4 protein-coding genes are annotated in these 3,491 nt (G+C 51.4%); 3 read left to right on the top strand and 1 reads right to left on the bottom strand.

Features of this window, described 5'->3' with window-relative positions; genetic code table 11:
• Positions 1–96: 96 nt before the first annotated feature.
• Positions 97–996, bottom strand: a complete 900-nt coding sequence (pfkB, locus tag RUMCAL_RS03675; protein ID WP_021681188.1) for a 1-phosphofructokinase — start codon at positions 994–996, stop codon at positions 97–99.
• A gap of 362 nt (positions 997–1,358) precedes the next feature.
• Between pfkB and RUMCAL_RS03670 the strand changes: the two genes are divergently transcribed.
• From RUMCAL_RS03670 to RUMCAL_RS03660, 3 genes are read left to right on the top strand one after another with little or no spacing between them, the layout of a single operon-like run.
• Entirely contained in the window at positions 1,359–2,438 is a 1,080-nt protein-coding gene (locus RUMCAL_RS03670; RefSeq protein WP_021681186.1) for an FAD:protein FMN transferase, read from the top strand.
• Complete coding sequence (locus RUMCAL_RS03665; RefSeq protein ID WP_021681185.1) at positions 2,435–2,815, top strand: NusG domain II-containing protein; 381 nt, start codon at positions 2,435–2,437, stop codon at positions 2,813–2,815. The genes RUMCAL_RS03670 and RUMCAL_RS03665 overlap by 4 nt, the downstream gene beginning before the upstream one ends.
• Positions 2,799–3,344 (top strand): Gx transporter family protein, encoded by a 546-nt coding sequence (locus RUMCAL_RS03660; RefSeq protein WP_021681184.1) that lies wholly within the window; start codon positions 2,799–2,801, stop codon positions 3,342–3,344. Before RUMCAL_RS03665 ends, RUMCAL_RS03660 begins: the two co-directional genes overlap by 17 nt.
• Positions 3,345–3,491: the final 147 nt, after the last annotated feature.

Below are 3,491 nucleotides of genomic sequence, written 5' to 3'. Positions count from 1 at the left end.
ATCTGTCGCACAATCTTTGTGCGGTATTGCCTTGGCAAACCTATCATAACACATCAGTTTTTCAAATACGATAATTCTGGGCGATTCACATATTTTTTACAATCGCAGCAGCAACCGGTCGATCTCTGCCCGTTCTGCCAGACTCTCCGAGAAAGTCGTAGCTCCGCCGGCGGCAGTGCCCAGCTTGAGGGCATCGGTATAATCTCCGGTTTCCAAACCGGCAAGAAAACCGGCAAGCATAGAGTCGCCGGCTCCCACAGAATTTTTCACAGTGCCCTGACACACCCCGCAGATATGGCAGATGCCGGCTTCGTCCAGCAGCAGTGCCCCCTGTTCCGCCATGGAAACCAGCACATTTCGGGCACCCATTTCCTGCAATTTTCGGGCATAGGCTTCGATCTCACTGTGACTGTGCAGCGTGACTTCGAACAGTTCTCCCAGTTCGTAATGGTTGGGCTTGATGAGAAACGGCTGGTATTGCAGCACGTTTTTCAGGAGATCTTTGGTGGCATCGACTACAGTTCGAATTTGTTTTCCTTTCAGATGTGCCAGAATCTTTTCGTAGGTGTCCGACGGCATCGTACTGGGAATGCTGCCAGCCAGCACAATGGTGTCCCCGTCCCGCAGCTTGTCCAGCTTCCGGAACAGTTCCGCGACTGCTTCTGCCCCGATGACAGGTCCCTGCCCGTTCAATTCCGTTTCTTCTCCGGACTTGATCTTGACATTGATGCGGGAAAAGCCCTCCTGCAAATGCACAAAATCGGTGGCAATGCCCTTTGCCTGCACACCCTTTTCAATTGCCGCACCGGTAAATCCTGCCACAAAGCCCAGTGCACGGGATTCCAGCCCCAATTCTTTCAGCACCATTGACACGTTGATGCCCTTTCCGCCGTAGTAGATCTCCTCTGTATGGGAACGGTTGACCATACCTACCTGCATGGCATCGGTATGCACCACATAGTCAATTGCCGGATTAAAAGTCACTGTATAGATCATCGACCAAACCTCCTGAATGCATCGGGCAACACGGCAGCAGGTTCGCCTGCTGACGCATTTTACGCACAAGCTTTGTGCAGTGCTGCCCCAAATATGTTCACACAAATGTTTCCTTTATTGTACCACACCTTTTTATAGATTGCAAGCCTGTCATAGCAGCAATTCGCAATGCTGTCTGATATATATTGCACAATTTTTTCTGCGGTTGAGAAAAGATTTTTTTCGGTTTACAGTTACTTCAAAAAGCGTTGCGGAAATCTTTTCAAGCCGGACTTGACAGAGTGAAAAAAGCATGCTATACTAAATCCGGTATCTGTTAGAAGATACTAACTACCATTCTACGGAAAGGAATCGTTTCCAGCATGAAGCATCTGCACCTATGGGCAATCGGACTTGCCGGACTGCTCTGCCTGACGGGCTGCACCAGTACGGCATCTTCGGACAGCACTTCCGCGTCAACAGGCACAGCGACAGACAGCACAGACAATTCTGCCGCGGACGCAGTCTACGAAGATACGCAGGAATTTATGGGTACTTATATCATGGTTCGCACCTACGGGGAACACGCCCAGGCCGGTGCAGAAGCTGCCTTTGCCCGTGCCAAGGAACTGGAACAGGTCTTTTCCAACACCATTGCGGATTCCGAAGTCAACAAGGTCAATGGGGCGGCAAAAGCTGCTGTGGGAACAGAAATCCCTATTTCCGCAGACCTGGGAAATGTGCTGTATGCGGCTTTGGAATACGGCGAAAAAAGCGGCGGCATGCTGGACTGCACCATTGGCGACCTGATCGACCTGTGGGGCATCGGCACCGACCACGCTGCCATTCCCGCAGACGACCGCATACAGGCACTGCTCCGACCGGAGGGCTGGAGCGATGTCCGCTATGATGTACAGAGCAGTTCCCTCTCCTTTTCCAGTGATGCCGTTACACTGAACTTCGGTGCAGTGGCAAAGGGGTATATCTCCGATGAAATGAAAAAGGTGCTGGAAGAAGAAGGTGTCACCTCTGCCCTGATGAGTCTGGGCGGAAACGTCATGACGCTGGGCACCAAGCCCGACGGCAGCAGCTGGACAGTTGCCATTACGGATCCGTTCTCGCCGGAAAGCTTAATGGGTTCCGTCACCGTCACCGGACAGGCTGTTGTCACTTCCGGCAACTATGAAAAATATTTCGAGGAAAACGGGAAACGCTATCATCATATTCTGGATCCCTGCACCGGTGCCCCGTCGGAATCTGACGTGGTCAGCACCACCATTATTGCAGACAAAGGCATTGACTGTGATGCACTTTCCACTGCCACATTTCTCATGGGGGCAGATGCCGGCATGCAGCTCATCGATTCGCTGGACGGCATTGAAGCGGTCTTCATTCAGTCGGACGGCTCTGTTGTCACCTCGAAGCACATCGACAAGTATCAGTTACAGGTAAACAATTCATGAAAAAAACGCTGATTCTCATTGGCATTACCGTTGTACTGCTGGGCAGCGGGATTCTGGGCAGCTTGTATGTCATGCACCACAAGCAACCGGAAAAAATCGCCCGCATCTATCAGCAGGACAACTTATTATATGAAATCGACCTTTCCACGGTCAAGAAATCCTACACACTCACCATTGACGGGGAAAACGGTGCGGAAAATGTCATTCTGGTGGAACCAAACCAGATCTCCATGCAGTCTGCCACCTGCCCCGATCACCTTTGTGTCAAGCAGGGAGCGATCTCGGACGGCATTCTGCCCATCGTCTGTCTGCCGAACCACATTCGCATTTCCATTGCATCTGACGAGGAGGGGTCTTACGATGTCCAAGTCCGTTAAGCATCTGGTCATGCTTGCCCTCTTTACCACAATGGCTCTAACGATCTTTGTGGTGGAGGCACAGATTCCGGTACCGGTTCCCATTCCGGGGGTAAAGCTGGGACTTGCCAACGTCATTACCCTGATCGTGCTGGTGGTCTACCGCCCGCGAGATGCCTTTGCGGTACTGGTACTGCGGATCCTGCTGGGTTCCATATTCACCGGTACGCCGGTGTCGTTGCTCTATTCCCTCACCGGCGGAATCCTCTGTTTTCTCGGCATGGCACTGCTCTGCAAGCTGCTGCAAAAAAAACACCTGTGGTTCATCAGCATTGTCGGTGCCGTGCTCCACAACGTAGGACAGATTCTTGCGGCAATTGCGGCGATGCAGTCGGTACAGGTCATTGCCTACTTCCCGTTCCTGCTGGTGGCGGGCTGCATTACCGGTTTCTTCACCGGCATTGCGGCAGACCGTGTCATTCACTTTTTGCCGAAATCCATTTTTCCGAAGCCGGCAGAGAAACCTGCCAAAAACGGAAAGCACTCATAAACTGGAATTTTTGATTCCAGTTATTTCTTATTTGTTAAGTTAGCTTAAACTAATTAGTTGCGGCTAATTGCAAATCCTATTGGGTAGTGTATCCTGCAAAATTGCAGGATTTGCTATAAGGCAATACCACACAAAGAGCGTCTGGCG

This window comes from Ruminococcus callidus ATCC 27760 (genome assembly GCF_000468015.1).
In the GTDB taxonomy this organism is placed as follows: domain Bacteria; phylum Bacillota; class Clostridia; order Oscillospirales; family Ruminococcaceae; genus Ruminococcus_C; species Ruminococcus_C callidus.
Note: the sequence above shows the minus strand (reverse complement) of the source record. Positions and strands in the feature narration are given on the sequence as shown.